18 protein-coding genes are annotated in these 20,443 nt (G+C 34.7%); 11 read left to right on the top strand and 7 right to left on the bottom strand.

Features of this window, described 5'->3' with window-relative positions:
• Positions 1-29 precede the first annotated feature (29 nt).
• The 10 genes from AC9UFV_RS07015 to AC9UFV_RS06970 all read left to right on the top strand — a co-directional run bounded on the left by AC9UFV_RS07015 (position 30) and on the right by AC9UFV_RS06970 (position 12,993).
• Positions 30-1,526 (top strand): APC family permease, encoded by a 1,497-nt coding sequence (locus AC9UFV_RS07015; RefSeq protein WP_509574252.1) that lies wholly within the window; start codon positions 30-32, stop codon positions 1,524-1,526.
• Positions 1,527-1,725: 199 nt separating this feature from the next.
• On the top strand, positions 1,726-2,883 hold the full coding sequence (locus AC9UFV_RS07010) for a homogentisate 1,2-dioxygenase (protein WP_509574237.1): 1,158 nt from the start codon (positions 1,726-1,728) through the stop codon (positions 2,881-2,883).
• 156 nt (positions 2,884-3,039) lie between these two features.
• Positions 3,040-4,203 (top strand): 4-hydroxyphenylpyruvate dioxygenase, encoded by a 1,164-nt coding sequence (gene hppD, locus AC9UFV_RS07005; RefSeq protein ID WP_509574235.1) that lies wholly within the window; start codon positions 3,040-3,042, stop codon positions 4,201-4,203.
• Positions 4,204-4,491: 288 nt separating this feature from the next.
• Complete coding sequence (locus AC9UFV_RS07000; RefSeq protein ID WP_509574233.1) at positions 4,492-5,265, top strand: DUF3108 domain-containing protein; 774 nt, start codon at positions 4,492-4,494, stop codon at positions 5,263-5,265.
• A gap of 2 nt (positions 5,266-5,267) precedes the next feature.
• Complete coding sequence (locus AC9UFV_RS06995; protein WP_509574231.1) at positions 5,268-6,203, top strand: tryptophan 2,3-dioxygenase family protein; 936 nt, start codon at positions 5,268-5,270, stop codon at positions 6,201-6,203.
• A gap of 16 nt (positions 6,204-6,219) precedes the next feature.
• Positions 6,220-7,443: a peptidoglycan DD-metalloendopeptidase family protein gene (locus AC9UFV_RS06990; RefSeq protein WP_509574228.1), complete on the top strand. Its 1,224-nt coding sequence runs from the start codon at positions 6,220-6,222 to the stop codon at positions 7,441-7,443.
• A gap of 89 nt (positions 7,444-7,532) precedes the next feature.
• Positions 7,533-9,170 carry a glucose-6-phosphate isomerase gene (gene pgi, locus AC9UFV_RS06985; protein ID WP_509574225.1) on the top strand — a complete coding sequence of 546 codons (1,638 nt, stop codon included), beginning with the start codon at positions 7,533-7,535 and terminating at the stop codon, positions 9,168-9,170.
• A 195-nt stretch (positions 9,171-9,365) separates the two neighbouring features.
• Positions 9,366-11,936, top strand: coding sequence for a TonB-dependent receptor (locus tag AC9UFV_RS06980; RefSeq protein ID WP_509574222.1), 2,571 nt, complete (start codon positions 9,366-9,368; stop codon positions 11,934-11,936).
• Positions 11,937-12,042: 106 nt separating this feature from the next.
• Positions 12,043-12,468 carry a hypothetical protein gene (locus AC9UFV_RS06975; RefSeq protein WP_509574219.1) on the top strand — a complete coding sequence of 142 codons (426 nt, stop codon included), beginning with the start codon at positions 12,043-12,045 and terminating at the stop codon, positions 12,466-12,468.
• 54 nt (positions 12,469-12,522) lie between these two features.
• A complete protein-coding gene (locus AC9UFV_RS06970; protein ID WP_509574216.1) occupies positions 12,523-12,993 on the top strand; it encodes a septal ring lytic transglycosylase RlpA family protein in 471 nt (156 codons plus the stop codon).
• Here the strand turns inward: AC9UFV_RS06970 and AC9UFV_RS06965 are convergent, their stop codons facing one another.
• Positions 12,994-13,461, bottom strand: coding sequence for a CYTH domain-containing protein (locus tag AC9UFV_RS06965; protein ID WP_509574213.1), 468 nt, complete (start codon positions 13,459-13,461; stop codon positions 12,994-12,996).
• A 175-nt stretch (positions 13,462-13,636) separates the two neighbouring features.
• On the opposite strand from AC9UFV_RS06965, the gene dinB reads away from it, so the two are divergent.
• Complete coding sequence (gene dinB / locus AC9UFV_RS06960) at positions 13,637-14,719, top strand: DNA polymerase IV (protein WP_509574210.1); 1,083 nt, start codon at positions 13,637-13,639, stop codon at positions 14,717-14,719.
• On the opposite strand, the gene AC9UFV_RS06955 is transcribed toward dinB, so the two are convergent.
• From AC9UFV_RS06955 to AC9UFV_RS06930, 6 genes are all read right to left on the bottom strand, one after another.
• Complete coding sequence (locus AC9UFV_RS06955) at positions 14,716-16,155, bottom strand: spore maturation protein (RefSeq protein WP_509574208.1); 1,440 nt, start codon at positions 16,153-16,155, stop codon at positions 14,716-14,718. The two genes, dinB and AC9UFV_RS06955, sit on opposite strands and share 4 nt — an antisense overlap.
• Positions 16,156-16,196: 41 nt before the next feature.
• Complete coding sequence (locus tag AC9UFV_RS06950; RefSeq protein ID WP_509574206.1) at positions 16,197-16,910, bottom strand: 3'-5' exonuclease; 714 nt, start codon at positions 16,908-16,910, stop codon at positions 16,197-16,199.
• Positions 16,907-18,055, bottom strand: coding sequence for a serine hydrolase domain-containing protein (locus AC9UFV_RS06945; RefSeq protein WP_509574204.1), 1,149 nt, complete (start codon positions 18,053-18,055; stop codon positions 16,907-16,909). Before AC9UFV_RS06945 ends, AC9UFV_RS06950 begins: the two co-directional genes overlap by 4 nt.
• 183 nt (positions 18,056-18,238) lie before the next feature.
• On the bottom strand, positions 18,239-18,619 hold the full coding sequence (locus AC9UFV_RS06940) for a c-type cytochrome (protein ID WP_509574202.1): 381 nt from the start codon (positions 18,617-18,619) through the stop codon (positions 18,239-18,241).
• Between the two features lie 2 nt (positions 18,620-18,621).
• Entirely contained in the window at positions 18,622-19,614 is a 993-nt protein-coding gene (gene hemB / locus AC9UFV_RS06935) for a porphobilinogen synthase (protein ID WP_509574200.1), read from the bottom strand.
• A gap of 286 nt (positions 19,615-19,900) precedes the next feature.
• Positions 19,901-20,443, bottom strand: a 543-nt coding sequence (locus tag AC9UFV_RS06930; RefSeq protein WP_509574198.1) for a coproporphyrinogen III oxidase, incomplete at its 5' end; no start/stop codon positions are given.

Below are 20,443 nucleotides of genomic sequence, written 5' to 3'. Positions count from 1 at the left end.
ATATTTGAAAACATTTATAAAAAACACACATTATGTCTATTTGGAGAGTTAAACCAGTTTCTGCTTTTGAAGCTGACATGAAAAAAAACGATTTAAAAAGAGTACTTACAAAATGGGGTTTAACCTCATTAGGAATTGGTGCTATTATTGGAGGTGGAATATTTACATTAACAGGTATTGCCGCGCATGATTATGCCGGACCCGCACTTGCGCTTTCTTTTGTAATAGCAGGAATAGGATGTTTATTTGCTTCTTTATGTTATGCCGAATTCGCTTCAGTATTACCAGTTGAAGGTTCCGCCTATGCCTATGCTTATGGTACAGTTGGAGAACTTTTCGCTTGGTTTATAGGATGGAATCTTATTCTCGAATACATGATGGGAGCCACAACGGTTGCGGTAGCTTGGAGTGGTTATTTTGTTAAACTACTGCACTTATTTCATATAGAAATTCCACTTTGGCTTTGTAATGATTTAGCAACAGCGATAGAAAAAGCAAAAATTGCTGGGGTAGCTGCTCCAACTTTTGCTATTAATTTACCAGCATTAATTATTACATTAATTGTAACCTCTATATTAATAAAAGGAATTAAAGAAGCTGCAAAAACGAATAATATTATTGTAATTGTAAAAATAGCAGTAGTATTGTTTGTTATTATTGTTGGGGCTTTCTACATAGATACGGCTAACTGGCATCCATTTATTCCTGCTGAAACAACTACTATAGTTGATGGTGTAGAAAAAGTTAACTTTGGTTTTGGAGGTGTTATGACAGCCGCAACAATTGTATTTTTTGCCTATATTGGTTTTGATGCCGTTTCAACACAAGCAGGGGAAGCCATAAATCCAAAAAAAGACGTCCCTTTTGCAATCGTTGCTTCATTAGTAATCTGTACTGTTTTATATATACTAGTTTCTTTAGTATTAACTGGGATGGTAAAATATGATGTATTAGATAAATCAGCGCCAGTTGCCTCAGCATTTGCTGAAAACGGTTTAGGCTGGGCAGTATTTATTATAACAATTGCAGCCACAGCGGGTTTAACTTCTGTTATGTTGGTGATGATGTTAGGTCAAACACGTATATTTTTAGGAATGGCAAAAGACGGTTTATTGCCTCCATTTTTCAAAGATTTACATGCAAGTTTTAAAACACCATATAAAAGCACCTATTTAGTTGGTGCGATTATAGCAGTCGTAGCAGCATTTACTCCTATTGATAAAGTTTCAGAAATGTGTTCAATGGGTACATTATTAGCTTTTGCAATGGTGTGTGTTGCCGTAATGATCCTAAGATATAAAAAACCAGAATTAGAAAGACCATATAGAACTCCGGCTCTATACTTAGTTGGTACTTTAGGAGTTTCATTTAATATATTTTTAATGCTATATGTTAGAAAAGAAACTTGGTATGCATTTATTATTTGGGGAATAATTGGTATCTCAGTTTATTTTCTTTACAGTAAGAAACATGCTAAATTAAATAACCCGGAAGAATTTGAAAGATTAGACAACGAAAGAAAATAAAAAAAAGCGGCTTCAATTGAAGTCGCTTTTTTTTATAATATATTTTTTACGATATTTGTTATATGAAAACAACATGGATTGGATTATTAGATTATTTACAATTTCTCATCAAGAGAAACCCAGAATGATTTATTTCTTTTTGATTAAAAAAATATTTGAAGTTAAACAACTTTTATCTTAAACTTTAAACAATAAAAAGATGCCAATATATCATAAACTCGGAGAGTTTCCCCAAAAAAGACACACACAGTTTGAAAATCCAAAAGGAGGATTTTTTTACGAACAATTATTTGGAACTGAAGGATTCCACGGACATTCGTCACTTTCCTATCACGTTCATAGACCAACGCAAGTAAAAGAAATACTTAAATCGTATTCAGTAGAACCTAAAATTGCAATTGGCAAAAACATAAAAGCATTATTGCTAAAAGGGTTTGAAGTAAAACCAGAAGACGATTTTTTAGACAGTAGAAAACCAATGTTGGTCAATAAAGATTGTACAATCGGTTTGGCAGCTCCAAAAACATCACTTCGCAACTATTTCTATAAAAATGCCGATGCCGATGAAATGCTATTCATCCACAAAGGAAAAGGGAAATTACGAACCATGCTGGGAAATATTCCATTTGAATATGGAGATTATCTAATAATTCCTAGAGGGGTAATCTACCAAATAGATTTCGAAACTTCCGATAATCGACTGTTCTACGTTGAATCTTTCACACCATTTTATACCCCAAAAAGATATAAAAATGAATCAGGACAACATCTAGAGCATTCCCCATTTTGTGAACGCGATTTTATCTTGCCAAACGAATTGGAAACCCACGATGAAAAAGGAGATTTCCTAATCAAAATCAAAAAAGAAGGAATGATGCATGAAATTGTATATGCAACTCACCCTTTTGACGTTGTCGGATGGGACGGATATAATTTTCCATACGGATTCAGCATTCACAATTTCGAACCAATTACCGGAAGAGTTCACCAGCCACCACCAGTACATCAAACATTTGAAACAGCCACATTTGTAGTATGTTCATTCGTTCCAAGACTGTACGATTATCACCCAAAATCAATCCCAGCACCATACAATCACAGCAATATAGATAGCGATGAGGTGATTTATTATGTGGACGGCGATTTTATGAGCCGAAACAATATCGAGCAAGGACACATTACTTTACATCCAAAAGGAATTCCGCACGGACCAGCGCCAGGAGCAATGGAAAGAAGTATCGGACAAACTGTAACAGAAGAATTAGCCGTAATGGTAGATACTTTCAGACCATTAATGGTTACCGAAGAAGCCATGGGCCTCGACGACGGAAAGTATTATCAATCTTGGACAGAATAATTTGGAGCTATTTCCTGCTATTCGTTACAATCCATCTTATTGTTCGTGCCTCACAACAACATGGGATTTCCACTACTATCAGGGCTAGGGTTTCCGATAATTAACAAAATTTAGAAATAAGAGGAACGATTATTTCACCTCATAAAACATATCAAAATGTCAACAAAAGAAGTAAAATCTGTAGAATACGGATTAGAAAAAATATTTGAAGGAGCACAAGATTTCCTTCCATTACTAGGAACCGACTATGTAGAACTTTATGTAGGAAACGCAAAACAATCAGCACATTATTATAAAACAGCATTCGGTTATCAATCATTGGCGTATGCCGGATTAGAAACAGGTGTGCGCGATAGAACTTCCTATGTGCTAAAACAAGATAAAATCAGATTGGTTTTAACCACACCTTTAAACCAAGATTCTCCTATAAATGACCATTTAAGAAAACATGGCGACGGTGTAAAAATTGTTGCCCTTTGGGTGGAAGACGCCACTAGCGCCTACCATGAAACCATGAAAAGAGGAGCCGTTTCTTTTATGGAACCTACAGTAGAAAAAGATGAATTTGGAGAAGTAGTTCGTTCAGGAATCTATACTTATGGAGAAACCGTTCACCTATTTGTAGAAAGAAAAAACTACAACGGTATTTTCTTACCTGGTTATAAAGAATGGAAATCCGACTACAATCCAGAAGCAGTTGGATTGAAATACATTGACCACATGGTAGGAAATGTAGGTTGGAATGAAATGAATACTTGGGTAAAATTCTACGAAGACGTTATGGGATTTGTGAATTTCTTGTCTTTTGATGACAAACAAATCCATACCGAATATTCTGCATTAATGAGTAAAGTAATGTCGAATGGAAACGGACGTATTAAATTCCCAATCAACGAACCAGCAGAAGGAAAAAAACGTTCACAAATTGAGGAATATTTAGATTTTTATGGCGGGCCAGGGGTGCAACACATTGCTATTGCTACCGATGATATTATCGCTACAGTTACTCAATTAAAAGCACGTGGAGTAGAATTTTTATCAGCGCCACCTCATGCCTATTATCAAGCAATTCCTGAAAGATTAGGAGTTCACATGGAAATGATGAAAGAAGATTTAAACGCAATTGAAAATTTAGCCATTATGGTTGATGCCGATGAAGATGGATATTTATTGCAAATTTTCACCAAACCAGTTCAAGACCGACCAACATTATTTTTTGAAATAATTCAAAGAATGGGAGCAAAAGGATTTGGTGCTGGAAATTTTAAAGCGCTTTTTGAATCTATTGAAAGAGAGCAATCTTTAAGAGGAACTTTATAAATAAATATAGATTTCCTTAAATTTTTCATAAAGAAATCAGCCGAAAGGGAATTATCTTTGCAAAATAAATGTTAAAGTTCATTTTTTGCTAATTATAATTCAACATTTTGAATATCTTTGTACTCAGAAATAAGGAGTGGTTTCCTCATTTTTGTATAAATTTTCATAATTTATAATTTTTTGGTTGGTTAATAGCATAAAAACTCAGTCATTATTTGACTGAGTTTTTTTGTTTTTATTACATTTGGAACAAATATTGTACATGCAATTAAAATAATAACCAATACCATGAAAAAATTAGTAATCCTCCTAATATTTCCCCTACTTTTTAGTTTTGACACGCAACGTGAAGACGCTTTTCAAACCGGAGAATGGTTTAAATTCCGAGTTCATTACGGATTGATTAATGCAGGATATGCAACACTTGAAGTCAAAGACGGCGTTATTAATAACAAAAAAGTGTATCACGTAATCGGAAAAGGATATTCTACAGGAATGTCAAGATTCTTTTTTAAAGTGGACGACCTTTATGAAAGTTATTTTGATAAAGTTACTGGAAATCCATACAAATACGTTCGAAAAATTAATGAAGGAGGTTATACAAAAAATCAAGAAGGGTTTTTCAATCAAGCCTCAGATCGAGTTTTAGTTAAAGATTATGATAACAAAACCGAAAGAACATTTGTAATCCCAAATAATACACAAGATATCGTTTCAACTTTTTATTATTTGAGAAATTATCCAACCATAAATAAGTTAAAAGTTGGAGAATCGGTTTCGATTGATATGTTCTTTGATGAGGAAACTACAAAATTTAAGCTTAAATTTATCGGCCGAGAAGATCTCAGTACTAAGTTTGGAGTAATCCCAACTATGATTTTTCGCCCATTAGTTCAATCAGGAAGAGTTTTCAAAGAACAAGAAGCTCTTACTGTTTGGATTTCAGACGACGATAATAAAATCCCAGTTAGAATTCAGGCGAGCTTAACCGTTGGATCAATAAAAGCAGATTTAGATGGCTTTAAAGGATTGAAAAATTCTTTCACAATAAAAGTAAATTAAGAATGGAAAATCAAAATATATCCAAAGAGATCCTTCAAAAATTAGAAGATAAATTTCAAAAGATCAATCAAAAAACGGAAACACATTTAGAAGGACTACTTTGGTCGAAACCAATTACTTATTGGGATTATATTCAAACAGACGCGCTTTTAAATTTGCAAGTGCAACGAACTACTCTTCCTGACGAAATGGTATTTATTATGTACCATCAGGTTAACGAATTGTTATTCAAAATGATATTGTGGGAAATAGAGCAAATTTGCAAAAATGATAATTTAGAGACTGCATTTTTCACGGATAGATTAATGAGAATTAGTCGCTATTTTGATATGCTCACCACTTCGTTTGACATTATGGGCGACGGAATGGAAGTAGATCAATACATGAAATTCAGAAATACATTAACACCTGCAAGTGGATTTCAAAGTGCCCAATATCGTTTAATTGAGTTTGCCTCTACCGATCTAATCAACTTAATAGATTATCGTTTTAGAGCTACAATTGATAGAAATACTCCTTACGAACATGCATTAGAACATTTGTATTGGCAAGCTGGAGGTAAAGACCATTCAACGGGTGAAAAGTCCTATTTAATTCTAGAATTTGAACGAAAATATAAGGCTCAATTTCTTCGATCAATGGAAGAATACAACACAATTAATTTGTGGCAAAAATTCAAACAACTACCTGAATCCGACCAAAAAAATCCTGAATTAATTAAAGCAATGCGCCATTACGATCATACCGTAAATATCACTTGGGTGATGGGGCACTTAAACGCAGCTAGAAAATATATTGAGTCAAGCGGACAAGGAAATGGGGAAGCAACAGGGGGAAGCGATTGGAAAAAATACATGCATCCAAAATACCAAAGAAGAATATTTTTCCCTGAGTTGTGGAGCGAAGAAGAATTGAAAAACTGGGGAGCTGAGAATTAATACCTAAAAATACGGTTTGAAAAAAGCTAGCATTATACTTTTACTAATAGCAACATTGTTTTCCTGTAATAAATCGGAAAAGGATAAGACTATTCGTAAAGAACCTATTGTTGTTGCTTTTGGATTTGTACTCAATCATTTTGATGTTGTCCACGACACCATTAGGGACGGCGATACCTTTGGGAGTATCCTTGAAAAACAAAATTTAGGTGACCTAAAAGTGTATGACATCGTCGAGAAAGTTAAAGACACTTTTGACGTTCGATTGATGCGAATAGACAAGCCCTATACAATTTTGAGATCCAAAGGGAAATCTAAAAAAATCCGCGCATTTATCTATCAACCCGATCGTTTAAGTTATTATGTTATCGATTTGAAAGATTCCATTAAAGTCTATAAACACATTGAACCTGTTACCATTCGCCGCAGAACTATTGCGGGGAAACTAGACGGATCTTTATCTGAAACATTAGTAAAAAAAGGAGTTGACGGAGCATTAGCTGTCTCTATTTCTAAAGTTTACGCTTGGTCGATTGATTTTTTCAAATTACAAAAAGGCGATAAATTTGCGGTAACTTTTACAGAAAGGTATATAAACGATTCGATTTATGATGGTGTGGATAGCTTGAAATGTTCCTTCTTTGAATACAAAGGCAAATTAATTTATGCGTTTCCATTTTCGCAAGATGCCAATTCCAATAAATTAGAATACTTTGACGAGGAAGGGAAAGCCCTTAAGAACTTTTTCCTAAAAGCGCCTTTGAAATTTGTAAATATTACCTCGCGTTATTCTAAAAATAGATTTCATCCAGTGCAGCAAATCTGGAAAGCCCACAAAGGGACCGATTATGCAGCACCCCACGGAGCGCCAATTATGACAACTGCTTCGGGAGTGGTAGAACAAACCGGTTTTACAGCAGGAAATGGAAATTTTGTTAAAGTAAAACACAATAATACCTATTCGACTCAATATTTACATATGTCCAAAATTATCGCGCGTCGAGGTCAACGAGTAAACCAAGGAGATATTATTGGGAAAGTGGGAAGTACCGGACTTGCAACAGGCCCTCACGTGTGTTATCGATTTTGGAAAAATGGAGTTCAAGTAGACGCTTTACGATTGAAATTACCAAATTCTGAGCCGATGAGCAAAAAGAATTTGCCTCGTTTTTTAGAACAAATGACTCCATTAAAAAAAGAATTGGACCGGGTTGCCGCTATCGAATTCAAAAAAAAATAATCCCTTTTTCATATACTATTTCTTCACGTTTACTTTACAAACATTATTTGTAAATTTGCAATTCAAAATCTAATTAAGACTTCCTAATAATGGCCTTACAAAATACAAATCCATCCTCAACAGCTGCTTGGAAAGCAATTCAAGAACATTTTGAAACTATGAAAACGGTTTCCATGAAAAATATGTTTCAGGAAGATTCTTCTAGAGCATCGAAATTTCATATTCAGTGGAACGACTTTTTAATTGATTATTCTAAGAATAGAATCAATCAAGAAACCATGGATTTACTTCTAAATTTAGCCAATGAAGTCCATTTGAAAGAAGCGATTGCTGTGTATTTTGAAGGAGAAGCCATCAATAGAACCGAAAACAGAGCGGTGCTTCATACTGCTTTACGAGCGCCTGAAAATTCAATTGTTACTGTGGACGGACAAAATGTAATTCCTGAAATCTACGAAGTTAAAAACAAAATAAAAGTATTTACCGATGAAGTGTTGAATGGTTTTAGAAAAGGATATACAGGCAAGGCGTTCACCGATGTGGTAAATATTGGAATTGGCGGTTCAGACTTAGGGCCAGCAATGATTGTGGAAGGATTACAATATTATAAAAATCACTTAAACGTTCATTTTGTTTCCAATGTTGATGGCGATCATGTGAACGAAATCATCAAAAAAATAAATCCTGAAACCACCCTTTTTGTAATTGTTTCAAAAACGTTTACCACACAAGAAACGTTAACTAATTCAGAGACCATTCGTTCTTGGTTTTTGAAATCAGCCAAGCAAGAAGACGTGGCTAAACATTTTGTAGCGGTTTCCACCAATATTAAAAACGTAACTGAATTTGGAATCAATGCAGATAATGTTTTCCCAATGTGGGATTGGGTTGGAGGACGATTTTCATTGTGGAGTGCCGTTGGATTATCAATTAGTCTAGCCGTAGGATTTGACAATTTTGATAAAGTCTTGAAAGGGGCGAATAAAATGGACGAACATTTTAAAACCGCTTCCTTCGATAAAAACATACCAGTAGTTTTCGCTTTACTAAGCATTTGGTACAATAATTTCTTTGGTGCCGAAAGCGAAGCGTTAATTCCGTACACACAATATTTGCAAAAGTTGGCTCCATACCTTCAACAAGGAATTATGGAAAGCAATGGAAAGAGTATTGGGCGTGACGGAAACCCAGTTAATTACCAAACAGGAACGATAATTTGGGGCGAACCAGGAACTAATTCTCAACACGCTTTTTTCCAATTAATTCACCAAGGAACAAAATTGATCCCTACCGATTTCATTGGTTATGTAAATTCATTGTATGGCAATAAAGACCATCACGATAAATTAATGTCCAATTTTTTTGCACAAACCGAGGCATTATTAAATGGAAAAACCGAAGCCCAAGTTCGAGATGAATTTAACCAACAAGGAATTTCCTCTGAAAAAGCCGATTATTTGACCCCGTTTAAAGTTTTTGAGGGTAACAAACCCACGAATACTATTTTAATAGATCAATTAACTCCAGAATCTTTAGGGGCTTTAATTGCTATGTATGAACATAAAATATTTGTTCAAGGAGTAATTTGGAATATTTTTAGTTACGACCAATGGGGAGTGGAATTAGGAAAACAATTGGCGAACTCCATTTTGGATGAAATTAACACTAAAGAGGTTAAGAAGCACGACGGTTCTACAAATTTTCTTTTAAATTATTATTTAAAATAACAGATAAATTAGAATATAAACCCAATTGTTTGATAATTACTTAAGCAAAGTGTTAATTATTAAAATATTTGAATTTATTTTTATTTTTTATTAACATTCACTGTAACATTTTAACATATAATTATCATTTAACATTTTATTAACATATAGGACAAATTTAATACTGAAATTTGCAAAAATTTAAACAAACAACAAATGAAAAATTTTAAAATTAATTTATTTTTTGGACTGTTTCTTGTAGCCACTGCGTCATTCGCACAAGCTGTTAAGAAAGACACTGTTAAGTCAAATCAACTTGATGAAGTAGTGGTTAGAGGTAGCATTATTGACGTTGCTAAAGAAAGAAAAACACCAGTGGCTGTTTCTACTATTAAAGCGGCAGAAATACAAGCTAAAGCAGGAAATCAAGAATTTCCAGACTTATTGAAAAACATGCCTTCTGTATATGCTTCTAAAGTAGGTGGAGGTTTTGGTGACTCTAGAGTAAACATTAGAGGTTTCGCTCAAGAAAACATTGCGGTTATGATTAACGGTATGCCAGTAAACGACATGGAAAACGGTGCTGTTTATTGGAGTAACTGGACTGGACTTACTGATGTAGCTTCATCAGTTCAAGTTCAAAGAGGTTTAGGAGCTTCTAAACTAGCGATTGCTTCTGTAGGAGGTACTATTAACATCGTAACTAGATCTTCTGACATGAAAGAAGGTGGATCTATTGCTTCTTCAATAGGTAACGACAACTACCTTAAATCTACTTTTTCTTATTCAACTGGAACAATGAAAAATGGATTGTCTACTTCTTTCTTATTAAGCAGAACAAGAGGAGACGGTTTTGTTGACGGAACAAATTTCGAAGGAACTAACTATTTCTTAGGTCTTGGATATAAATTAAATGACAAACACCAATTTGAATTTACTTTCACTGGAGCTGCACAATGGCACCACCAAAGATCTACACGAATTACTCTAGCTCAATATTTAACTGTAGGAGGAGGAACTCCAGCGATTAAATATAATAGAGATTGGGGATACTTACAAGGAAGTGAATACAATATGAATCAGAATTTTTATAACAAACCAGTAGCTTCTATCAACTGGGATTATAAAATTAATGAAACTACCAATTTATCTACTATCGTATACGGTTCTTGGGGTCGTGGAGGTGGATCAGGTGCTTGGGGTAGAGCAGCTGGTTTAAACTTTAATGACGACAGATGGAGAACTGCTCCAAACGGAACTGGAACAGTTGACTTTGATAAATTATATGCTTATAACTCAGGTCAAACGGTTCAATTACCTGCAACATCTGCGTTTGCTACTTTTGCACCAGCTACAAGAGCTTTAGTTGGAGGTCAATATGTTAATACTGCTGGAACTGAAGCTACTAATGGAGTTTCTAAAATTGCTGGTATTAACTCTCACGACTGGTACGGAGGAATTATCAATTTAGATAAAAAATTAAACAACCTTTCTCTTGACTTCGGTTTGGATTTAAGAACTTACAAAGGAATTCACGTAAGATATTTAAATGATCTTTTAGGAGCTACTACTTTTAAAGATGTTGCGGATGTAAATAACCCTAATCTTTTTACTAGCGCAACTTCTTCTCCTACACCATCTTTAAACCCATTTTACCAAGCAATTCAAGGTACGCCAATTTTAAGAAACTGGAACGGACTAGTGAATTGGTTGGGTGCTTTTGGTCAAGCGGAATATGAAAAAGACAACTTAACTGCTTTTGTACAAGCATCGGTTTCTCAACAAAGCTTCCAAAGACAAGATTATTTCCTTTACGCTAATAACAATCCATTACAAGAATCTGCAAAAAAGAACATAATGGGAGGTAACTTCAAAGCGGGAGCAAATTATAACTTCAATGACAACCACAATGCATTCGTAAATGCAGGATACTATTCAAGACAACCATTTTTAAATGCTGTTTTCCCAAACAATGCTAACGTAGTTAATACTAACTTAACTAACGAGAAAGTTTTAGGATTTGAAGCAGGTTACGGTTATAGAGATGCGAAATTAAACGTTAATGTAAACGTTTACAATACGGAATGGAAAGACAGATACCAAAGAAGAAATGATACTGACGTAGTAAACAATCTAGGAGGTTATTATGATTTCCAGGGAATTACTGAGGTTCACCAAGGGTTTGAGTTAGAAACAAGATATAAATTGTTCTCTCACTTTAAATTAACAGGGATGTTCTCATACGGAAACTGGTTCTACAAAGGAAACAGTGTCAGTAATCGTTTTGATCAAAATGGAAATCCATTTGCAGGAGGTACAGTTACAACATTGTATTTAGACAATGTAAAAGTGGGTAACACTGCTCAAGTTACAGCTGCTTTAGGTGGAGTAATTGATGTGACTAAAAACATGTCTTTCGATGTAAACTATAATTTTAATGATCAATTATACGCTGATATTAATCCAAATTCATTCACAAGCGCTACTAACAAAGGAACGTTACAATTACCAAGCTTTGATTTAATTGACGCAGGTGTTTCTTACAAATGGGATTTAGCTAACTCTACAGAATCAGTAAAATTCAGATTGAATGTAAACAACTTATTAGATAAAGTTTTCATTGCTGAATCTAGTACAAATATTTTTGCTGACGATGCAGTACCTGGAGTAACACCAGCTACAACTTATGCTGCTGCAGGAAGATTGTACAACGGAGTTGCAACAGGAAACCAAGTATTCTTCGGTTTCGGTAGAACTTGGAACTTCACATTAAGCTACAATTTCTAATCAGAAAAAAGTAATTTATATACTCTTAAAACGGCATTCTGAAAAGAATGCCGTTTTTTTTATGCTTTTTTCTTTATATTTGTTATTTAAAATAATAAAACACACCATGGATTTATACACCTTTTTACAAAAATTTCATTCTGGCTGGGCTTATTTAGCTTTATTATTACTAATTTTAGCTGTTGTTAACGCAATTATTGGCTTTACTTCTAAAAAAGAATTTACTGCCAAAGACCGAAAAATCGCTTTGTTCGGATTAATAGGATCACATGTACAATTATTAGTTGGTTTAATCTTATATTTCGTTTCTCCGCTCGGCTTAGCTGGATTCAGCATGAAAGTAGCAGAAGCAAGATTAACTTCGCTAGAACACCCGCTAATTAATGTTCTTGCCTTGGTTTTAATAACTATCGGTTGGTCCAAACATAAAAAGGCCACTACAAGCGAATTAAAATTCAAATCTTTTGCTGTTTTTTATACATTAGGGCTACTTTTAATTTTAGCTAGAATTCCATGGCATTTATGGTTTTAATAATTTTAGACTTTCGTCTAATAATAATTAACCATTTCTTTCAAACACCTATTTATGTTGAAACAAAATAAAATAGTATTCACCGCAATCTTGTGCCTCTTTTTATATGGAGTACAAATGCAAGCTCAAAAAGGTAGCAAAAAAATTACTCAAAAAGTAGTAATTGACACTGCTAAAAATAAATCAATAGCAGTTGACACCATTAAACCCCGAATAAAATTAAAGGCATTTAAGACCAAAGCACACGCCTCTTATTATGCCAATAAATTTAACGGTAGAAGAACTTCAAGTGGAATTCGTTTTAATAATAATAAATATACTGCTGCCCATAGAAAATTACCCTTTGGAACGAAACTAAAAGTAACCAATGAATCAAATGGAAAATGGGTAATTGTTGAGGTAATTGACCGCGGACCTTTTTCAAAAGGACGAGAAATTGATTTAACAAAACGTGCCTTTATGGAAATAGCTTCCAACAAAAATAGCGGTGTTATATTAGTTAAACTGGAAATTATAGAAAACTAATTACCAGTTTATAAACGGTTTTTTACTCAGATAAGAATTGTAATATTTTTCTCTATTAGTCACTTCTTCCCCTAACCAATCTGGTTTTTCAAACACTTCCTCTTCCGACTGCAATTCAATTTCAGCCAAAATTAGCCCTTTGTTTTCTCCAAAAAATTCATCGACTTCATAAACATGATTTCCGAATTTTACTTCGTAACGCACTTTAGAAATTACGCCGCTTTCACATAGATTAAGCAACATTTTAGCCTCATCAATTGGAATTTCCTTTTCCCATTCCAAACGGCTCATTCCTGTTTCATTGCCTTTCCCTTTAATGGTTAAATAGCCCTGGTTTCCTTTGATTCGAACTCTAACAGTTCGCTCTGGATTCGAGTTTAAATAACCCTGAGAAATCTCATTTTTTGCAAATGAAATTGTTTTAAACTCCTCCGATTTTACTAAAAATTTGCGTTCTATTTCTATCATTTTTTTCTTTTTGGAGCTTTATCCAGCTTTCCGCTATATCCACACTAAAAAGTGTGGGATGCCGCTGCAATCTGGGCTAATTCGTTCTTCAAATGTACCAATTCTTTTTTAAAAACAAATTTCTTTTTCATCACAATAAACAAGGTACTCGAGCCAATTTTATTAAATTTGTAGTATGTCTGAAACCACTCCATTACGAAAAATCATACATGTCGACATGGACGCTTTTTATGCTTCTGTCGAACAAATGGATAATCCCGATTTACAAGGGAAACCAGTGGCTGTTGGAGGAAATGAAATCCGCGGCGTAGTTTCTGCTGCCAGTTATGAAGCAAGAAAATTTGGAGTTCGAAGTGCTTTGAGTGGCGCATTAGCAAAAAAATATTGCCCCGATTTAATCTTTGTAAAACCTCGATTTGATCGTTATAAAGAGATTTCCCAAAAAATCCGAAAAATATTTCACGACTATACCGATTTGGTGGAACCGCTTTCGCTTGATGAAGCCTATCTTGATGTAACCAATAATAAAAAAGGAAATCCTAGCGCGTCACTAATTGCCCAAGAAATCCGATTTCGAATTCTCAACGAAGTAGGGCTAACGGCCTCAGCAGGAATATCTATAAATAAATTTATCGCTAAAGTGGCTAGTGATGTTAACAAACCCAATGGCCAAAAAACAGTTTCACCCGATGAGGTAATTCCATTTTTGGAGGAGTTACCCATTCGAAAATTTTATGGAGTGGGAAAAGTAACTGCTGAAAAAATGTACCAATTAGGAATTTTTACCGGTTTGGATTTGAAAAGCAAACCCATAGAATTCCTAGAAAAACATTTCGGGAAGTCGGGAACCTACTATTATTATGTAGTTCGTGGCATTCACAATAGCGAAGTAAAACCCAATCGGATTACAAAATCGGTAGCTGCCGAACACACATTTGATGAAAATCTAACTTCTGAGATTTTTATGCAAGAGCGTTTAGAAACCATCGCCGCTGAATTAGACCGCCGATTGAAAAAACACAAAATTGCTGGGAAAACGGTAACTTTAAAAATAAAATACAGCGATTTTACACAGCAAACACGAAGTAAAACGTTGCCTTATTTTATATCAGATAAATCGCTATTGTTCGATACCGTAAAAGAATTGTTGTTCCAAGAACGCATGAAAGATTCAGTTCGTTTGTTGGGGATTTCTTTGAGTAATTTAAATACCGAAATCAAGAAAACAATTGTAGTCCAATTGAAATTTGATTTTTAAAAAAACCAACTGGCAACAAATATTGCTGTAATCACACAAATCACATCCACTAAAAGCATTGTGCTCAATGCATAACGTGTATTTTTGATATTCACAGAACCAAAGTAAACGGCAATTACATAAAAAGTGCTTTCGGCGCTACATTGGAAAATACTGCTTAATCTTCCTGTTAAGGAATCGGCTCCAAAAGTATTCATAGAATCAATTAAAAATCCACGTGATCCCGCTGAGCTAAATGGTCTTAGCAAAGCAACTGGTAAAGCATCGGTGATTTCTTTACTCACGCCCATATTTGAAAAAGCAAAAGCGATCCATTCGCTAATTATTTCAAACAAACCGCTGTTTCTAAATAAGGAAATTGCTACTAGCATTCCCAAAACATAAGGAAAAATGGTAACTCCAGTTTTTACACCATTGTTTGCTCCTGTTACAAAAGCTTCAAAAACAGTGGTATTGGCTTCGGCAAATTTCTTTTCTTTAAAAAATGAAAATAGCAGAGTAAAAGCGATGATTACAATCAATATCAACGCAGATAAATTGGAAGTAAAATAATTTTTACCAATGATATCCAATTGGTTCACATACATCAATAATCCTACAATGGCTGCAATTAATGTCATTAATCCAACTATTAACGAAGCGCTAATGAAATTGATTTTTTGCTTGATTCCTACAATTAAAAAGGCTGCAATGGTGCCTATAAATGATGTGATGATACAAGGCAACATCACGTCGGCAGGGTTCGTAGCATTTGCAGCAGCGCGATAACCAATTATTGAAGTCGCAATTAATGTTAGTCCAGAAGCGTGCAAACACATGAACATTATTTGAGCATCGCTGGCTTTGGCTTTATCAGGGTTTATTTCTTGTAAACTTTCCATAGCTTTCAAGCCAAAAGGTGTTGCCGCAGAATCCAAACCTAGGAAGTTTGCAGCAAAATTCATGGTCATAAATGAAATAGAAGGGTGGTTTTTTGGAACACTTGGAAACACTTTTACAAATACGGGACTTAGCAATTTCGCCAGTTTTTCTGAAGCTCCAGAAATAATTAGGAGCTCCATTAATCCGCAGAAAAAAGCCAGATATGCCAGAAGTGGTAATACTAAATCCAGCAAAGTGCTTTTACAAGTTGGTAACAAACCATCTGATTTTTGAACTCCGCTGAAAATTTTTACAGTTTTCGCAGAATACACATAGGTCGTATCTGGATTAGAAGTAATATTATCAATTACAATCGTTTGATCAGGTGCTTTTTCGATGCTGTCCTTAATAAAAGCGGGAACTTGGTTAAGGTATTTTTCAGAAATAATAATTGGATCGTCTTTTTTCCCATTGATCATAAAATCGAGCGTGTAACTGTTTCCAGAAAACAAGCTAATTAATACAAATGCAATTGACGAAATAAAAATAACCAACCAAAATCTACTTAAAACCATAATTTGTATTTTTTTGTAAAAGTAATAAATCAAATATAAAATTAAACGTGAATAATTTCCTCCTCAATCAGTAAATCTTCTCTACGCAAACGCAAGAATATTTGCGCCACAGCAATGGTATCTTTTTCGCAATAGGTTACAATTCTATCGATATCTTTTTCTACATAATAAACATGCCCTACTTGACTTCCGTCAATGTCGCCTTTTGATGAAGGAATTCCAAGCACTTTACACATTAATTTTAAGGAAGTGTAATGTTTATAATCACCAAATTTCCATAATTCTAATGTGTCTAAATGCGGAATCTCCCAAGGTTTTTTTCCAAATAAATTCAGCTTGTTTGGAAGGGAAATTTGGTTGATAATCATTCTTCTGGCAATAAATGGAATATCAAATTCCTTGGCGTTATGCCCACACAATATATGCTGCGGCTTATTGAAATGATTGTTCAACAGATTGATAAAATCGTGAAGAATTTTCTTTTCTTCTCCAAAAAAGGAAGTCACTCTAAAGTTTCGAATGTCTCCTTTAATGGTAAAATAACCCACTGAAATACAGACAATTTTTCCAAATTCAGCCCAAATTCCTGCACGGTCATAAAAATCTTCTGGCGTATATTCTTCTTTTCGTTGGTATTGTGTTTTGTGTTCCCAAAGGTCTTTCATATCTATATCCAATTCGTTATAATCGGAAGCTTCAGGAACGGTTTCTATATCAAGAAAAAGAATGTTTTCGAGGAGTATTTTATCTATCATTTGCCAAGCATTTTGTAGGCTTCATCAATGTAAACAAAGAAGTCTTCGCTATGTGGCGAGTTTTTAGATTTTTTCACACGATTTCCTAATCGCACAATGATTAATTCGTCTTCTGGAATCACGATTACGTATTGACCCAAATGACCTCGCATATAAAATATGTTCTTGCCTTTGTAGTCGCTTAACCACCATGCATAACCATATTCTGGAGATTCTTTAAACCTTGGTGTAATTGATTTTGCAACAAACGCACTGTCTAATAATTGCTTGCCGTTCCATTTTCCATACTGTTTGTATAATTTTCCAAAACGGGCAAAATCTCTTGCATTACTTGCCACACAGCAAAATGCTTTTACCACTCCACCTTTTTTATCGGTTTGCCAAAGCGCATCGTTTTCAGCACCCATTGGTTGCCAGAAGTTTTTAGAAACATATTTTGGTATTTTTTCACCCGTTGCTTTTTCAATTACCATAGCTAAAAGTTGAGTATTACCACTTAAGTACTTGTATTTTTTACCTGGTTCATCAACCCCTTTTAATCCAAGTATTACTTTTTCCAATTCATCAGTGAAATACGCGCGAGTAGTAATAGAAAAGGGACTATAATAGGCCTCGTCCCAATTCAATCCAGAAGCCATAGAAGACAAATCACCTACGGTCATCGTCGCCGATTTTCCTTCTTTAAATTCTGGGAAGAAGTCAGAAACCAATTGGTCCAAACTTTTAATTTTTCCTTCCATTATTGCTTTTCCAAGTGCTGCCGAAACGATGCTCTTGGCCATGGAGAAGGAATTGGATTTGGAGTTTTTATCGAAACCATCGTAGTAACTTTCGTGCCAAATACTATCCTTTTCTATAATAAGATAAGCCACAGTTCCGACTTCCTTGTGAAGATTTTCTAATTCAGGAGTAGCTTTAACTTTATTGTAATCTTTATGAATTGCCCAGGGTTGAGCGACAGTACTTTTTGAAATAGTATCGTTATCAAATTCTTTGTAATCTTCTAAAAAAGCAGTTTGATGTCCTTTTAAATAGATGGTTCGAATTGCTTTTAATAAATAATCGACATTAAAAACATAGGCCAAAACAATTAATGACGACAGACTAATTACGGTCCACAGTGCAATTTTTTTAAGTAATTTCATGGGTGGTAGTTTATTTGGTTTTTAAATTCTAATAATACGAATATACATAAAATCGTTGAGATATTTTTTAGGTAAATAATTAAAATAAAGGTTGATTAAAACGATAGGTTTTTAGCCCCGATAGTAGCGGCATCCCACGCTTTTTTGCGTGGATACAGCGGATAGCGGGAATAGCTCCAAAAACTATTTAATAGTGCTGTAAATATAGGCTTCCAATCCTTTTAATTCTTCGTCTGACATTTCTTTTGTAAGCGCTAAATTGGTTTTCATCACTTCATATTGTGAAGGATCTACAATTGGTTTTGCCTCGTCTTTTAGGAAGGAAACCATATTCCCGTTTTGCGCTTTGTAGATTTTCGCAATTTCTTGAATGCTTGGTCCTACTAGCTTTTCATCCATTCTGTGGCAAGCCGCACAATTCCCTTTTCCTTCAAAAATAGATTTCCCGAGTTCCTCAGGTGTTTGTGAAACTTCGGTTGGATTGGGTTGCCCAAAAGTTTCTTCGCCTTCTTTTTTACAAGAGAAAAGAAATAATAGGCATGCTAATAAGGCTACTTTTTTCATTGTTATTGGTTTAAAATGATAGCCGCTTCTTTTGCAAAATAGGTCGAAATTAAACTAGCTCCTGCTCTTTTGATACACATTAATTGCTCCATCATAATTTTGTCGTGATCGAGCCAACCTCTTTCGGCCGCGGCTTTTATCATGGCGTATTCGCCTGAAACGTGGAAAACGGTTACGGGAACATTCACCGCATTTTTGACTTCGCGAACAATGTCTAAATAGGCAATTCCTGGTTTTACCATCACCATATCGGCGCCTTCTTCAACATCCATTAAGGCCTCTTTGATGGCTTCGATGCGATTGGCATAATCCATTTGGTAGGTTTTTTTATCTTTTGGAATATCCGCATTATCAACAGGGGCGCTGTCTAAAGCATCGCGAAACGGCCCGTAAAATGCCGAAGCATATTTAGCGGAATAACTCATAATTCCCACATTTTGAAATCCTGCCGCATCCAATCCTTGACGCAAACGCAACACGCGACCGTCCATCATATCGCTTGGTGCTACAAAATCGGCTCCCGCTTGTGCGTGAGAAACGGCCATTTTTACTAAAGCTTCATTGGTTGAATCGTTTTCTATATCGCCATTCGCAATAATTCCGTCATGCCCATAAATAGAATACGGATCCAAAGCTACATCGGGCATAACAATCATTTCTGGGCAAGCGGCTTTGATAGCTTTGATGGCGCGTTGCATCAATCCGTTTGGGTTCCAAGCTTCTTTTCCAGTGTTGTCTTTTAGCGATTCGTCGACTTTTACGTAAATATTTACGGCGCGAATTCCTAAAGCGAACAATTCTTTGACTTCTTCAACGGTTAAATCGATTGAACGACGGTAAATACCAACCATTGAAGGAATTTCAACTTTTACGTTTTCGCCTTCTGCAATGAACATTGGAAACATAAAATCCGATGGACTTAATGTTGTTTCGCGAACTAATGAACGAATACTTTCGTTCACGCGTAATCTTCGGCCTCTTTGTAGTGGGAACATATTTTTTTATATTTGTTTTATGAAAAAAAGAATAATCCTTAGTCTATTTACGCTTGTTTATTTAAGTTTATATAAAATTACAAATTTTGAAACAGGTGATATTGGTTCTGCTACATTATTAATTTATATAGGAGTTCCATTATTTATTATAATTTCATTTGTGCTTCTTATACAAAATTTATACTTTTTTATTAAAGGAAATTTTAAACTTAGTGGACAAAATTTCGTTTTGTTAATTATTAATTCCGCTTCAATTATTTTAACTTATGATATTTATTTATACTTTTTAAACCCAATCAATTGGTGATTCTAGTACTTTAATTAATTTTTTTTCTTCACTACCAGTCATAGGATGATGGTCGTAAACCCATTGAACATGTGGCGGCAAACTCATCAAAATGCTTTCGATTCTGCCATTAGTTTTTAAGCCAAAGAGCGTGCCTTTGTCATGTACCAAATTGAATTCAACATATCTTCCACGACGGATTTCTTGCCACGTTCTTTGTTCTGACGTATAAGTTAAATTCTTTCTTTTTTCGATAATTGGAACATATGCTTCCAGAAAACTATTACCGACTTCTGTTACGAAACTGAACCAATTTTCCATTGACATTTCTTCGGTAGCTTTACAATAATCGAAAAATAATCCGCCTATTCCCCGGGCTTCATTTCTGTGAGCGTTCCAGAAATACTCGTCACATTGTTTTTTATATTTTGGATAAAAATCTGGATTGTGTTTGTCGCAAGCCGTTTTGCAAGTCTGATGAAAATGTTTTGCATCTTCTTCAAACAGATAATAAGGCGTTAAATCTTGACCGCCACCAAACCA

The sequence above is a fragment of the Flavobacterium sp. genome, from assembly GCF_044349645.1.
Lineage (GTDB): Bacteria > Bacteroidota > Bacteroidia > Flavobacteriales > Flavobacteriaceae > Flavobacterium.
Note: the sequence above shows the minus strand (reverse complement) of the source record. Positions and strands in the feature narration are given on the sequence as shown.